This window comes from Moorena sp. SIO4E2 (assembly GCF_010671945.1).
GTDB lineage: Bacteria > Cyanobacteriota > Cyanobacteriia > Cyanobacteriales > Coleofasciculaceae > Moorena > Moorena producens.
This window is the reverse complement of record NZ_JAAHIE010001044.1, coordinates 1-1861: the sequence shown is the minus strand read 5'-3', so window position 1 is coordinate 1861 and position 1861 is coordinate 1. Positions and strand designations below refer to the sequence as shown.

Here is a 1861-nt window from a genome sequence, read left to right as displayed (position 1 = left end):
TCTGTTTGAAGTAGTCGATCTAACTAATCACCGCATTTACATTGAATATTCTATTGCTGTTAACGAACACCTGCGGGGAACTTTAGATTATTACATTGCTAACCATAACCTGATTGTGATCGAAGCCAAACAATCTGATCTGGTACGGGGCTTCACTCAACTGGCAGTGGAATTGGTTGCCCTTGATCAGTGGCTCCAGTCTGACCAGAGAATTTTGTATGGCATTGTTACCACCGGAGAAGACTGGCGTTTCGGTACTTTTAATCGCCAAGAACGTTCCATACAACAAGACCCCAAGCGCTACATCGTCCCAGAAGAGCTAACCGAGTTGCTGGAAATTTTAGTCGGGATTATGACTTTAAACCATATCTGAATGCTTACTATGAAATGTACCCCCAAGTACCTCATCTAATTGATAAGCGCTATACTAAATGAAGTAAACCATTAAGTAAACAAGGTTTTAATATCTATGGCAAAGAATACTCAAAGTCATTTTGGCCCCTACTTAAGACATAGAGGGAAAACTGTTGAAGAACAAATTAAACTCAATCAACCTGCTCTGGCATGGCTAAGAAAACGCCTTGAAGAGGAAATCACTCAAGAAGAAGCTAAAATTAGACAGGAAGATTTAGATAAATTTAAACAAATTATTGATAGTTTTCGTCCAGAAGGCTCTAAGCTATATAGCTAATAATGATTGTTTTTGTAGATACAGGCGTTTTAGGGTTATTATCTTCTCCCAATGACAAATTAGAAGCACAACAATCGATAACTCAACCGGTTATGCGTCATGCTGCTCAACTTTGGGCAATGTCTCGCCATCAAGGAATGCCGACCGCTGATGACAAAACTATTGATAATGATGTGATAATTGCTGCTCAGTGTCAACTATTTCAACAAGAAAACTTAGGACAACGTTTAGTTATTGCTACCACTAATGTTAAACATCTAAGTCGTTTCCTTGAGTCTCGAAGATGGCAAGATATTAGATTTTGAAATTAGGGATGCAATGTTGCTCTGTATTTTATGAACTTTATTTCAGGGCTATTATTCCCCATGGCACAGGCATCAACTGCATCCTAAAACTGGTTCCCTTCACACTCACTAAAGCTAATTATAATTCCTCTATCCTTGATTAACTCTTATTTCTTCCCGATTCCCGATTCCCGATTCCCTACTCCCTATTTCCTACTGCCACCATCGACTAACATCATCAACCGCTGCCACCGTTTCTCTTAGGGCTTCAATACCCCCAAACTTGATGATTAAAGGCGCTAATTCAGGAAGAGCTTTAAGAAAATTGGGACGGGTTAGACTAGCTAAACTATCAATAATTTGTTGCCAAAAAGGAAAATCAACCGAGGAAGGAGTTAAGGTCTTAATTAAGTCCTGTAAGGCATGAGCTCGGTTTTTTTCATCCCCAATCCCTCTGGCGCAATCTAAGGCTTCCGGTAACACATTGGGTAAGTGAGGGGCTAAGGCCACTAAGGCTAATGCTCGGTCTGATTTATCGGAAATCCCTCTGGCGCAATCTAAGGCTTGAGGTAACACATCGGGAAAGTGGGGGGCTAAGGCTGTTAAGGCGAATGCTCGGTGTGATTGATGGGAAAGCCCTCTGGCGCAATCTAAGGCTTGGGGTAACAACACATCCGGTAAGTGGGGGGCTAAGTTTCCTAAGGCTAATGCTCGGTGGAATTCATCAGAAATCCTTCTGCCGCAATCTAAAGCTTCCGGTAACACATCGGGAAAGTGGGGGGCTAAGGCTCCTAAGGCATCGGCTCGGTATTTTTCATCGGAAATCCCTCTGGCGCAATCTAAGGCTTCCGGTAACACTTGAGGAAAGTGGGGGGCTAAGGCCACA

Annotated in this window: 2 protein-coding genes and 2 pseudogenes; 3 read left to right on the top strand and 1 reads right to left on the bottom strand. The window is 42.3% G+C overall.

Going from position 1 to position 1861, the window contains the following annotated elements:
* The 3 genes and pseudogenes from F6K37_RS40425 to F6K37_RS40415 form a co-directional block, all read left to right on the top strand.
* Window positions 1–373: pseudogene (locus tag F6K37_RS40425) on the top strand (hypothetical protein); the annotation flags it as partial.
* 96 nt (window positions 374–469) lie between these two features.
* Window positions 470–691 (top strand): hypothetical protein, encoded by a 222-nt coding sequence (locus tag F6K37_RS40420; protein ID WP_008188253.1) that lies wholly within the window; start codon window positions 470–472, stop codon window positions 689–691.
* 2 nt (window positions 692–693) lie between these two features.
* Entirely contained in the window at window positions 694–996 is a 303-nt protein-coding gene (locus F6K37_RS40415) for a type II toxin-antitoxin system VapC family toxin (RefSeq protein WP_008188255.1), read from the top strand.
* 192 nt (window positions 997–1188) lie between these two features.
* On the opposite strand, the pseudogene F6K37_RS40410 reads toward F6K37_RS40415, so the two are convergent.
* A pseudogene (locus F6K37_RS40410) lies at window positions 1189–1861 on the bottom strand (NB-ARC domain-containing protein); the annotation flags it as partial.

Coding starts and splice junctions, on each gene's coding strand:
- F6K37_RS40420 (WP_008188253.1), top strand. CDS start 470: ATGGCAAAGAATACTCAAAGTCATTTTGGCCCCTACTTAAGACATAGA.
- F6K37_RS40415 (WP_008188255.1), top strand. CDS start 694: ATGATTGTTTTTGTAGATACAGGCGTTTTAGGGTTATTATCTTCTCCC.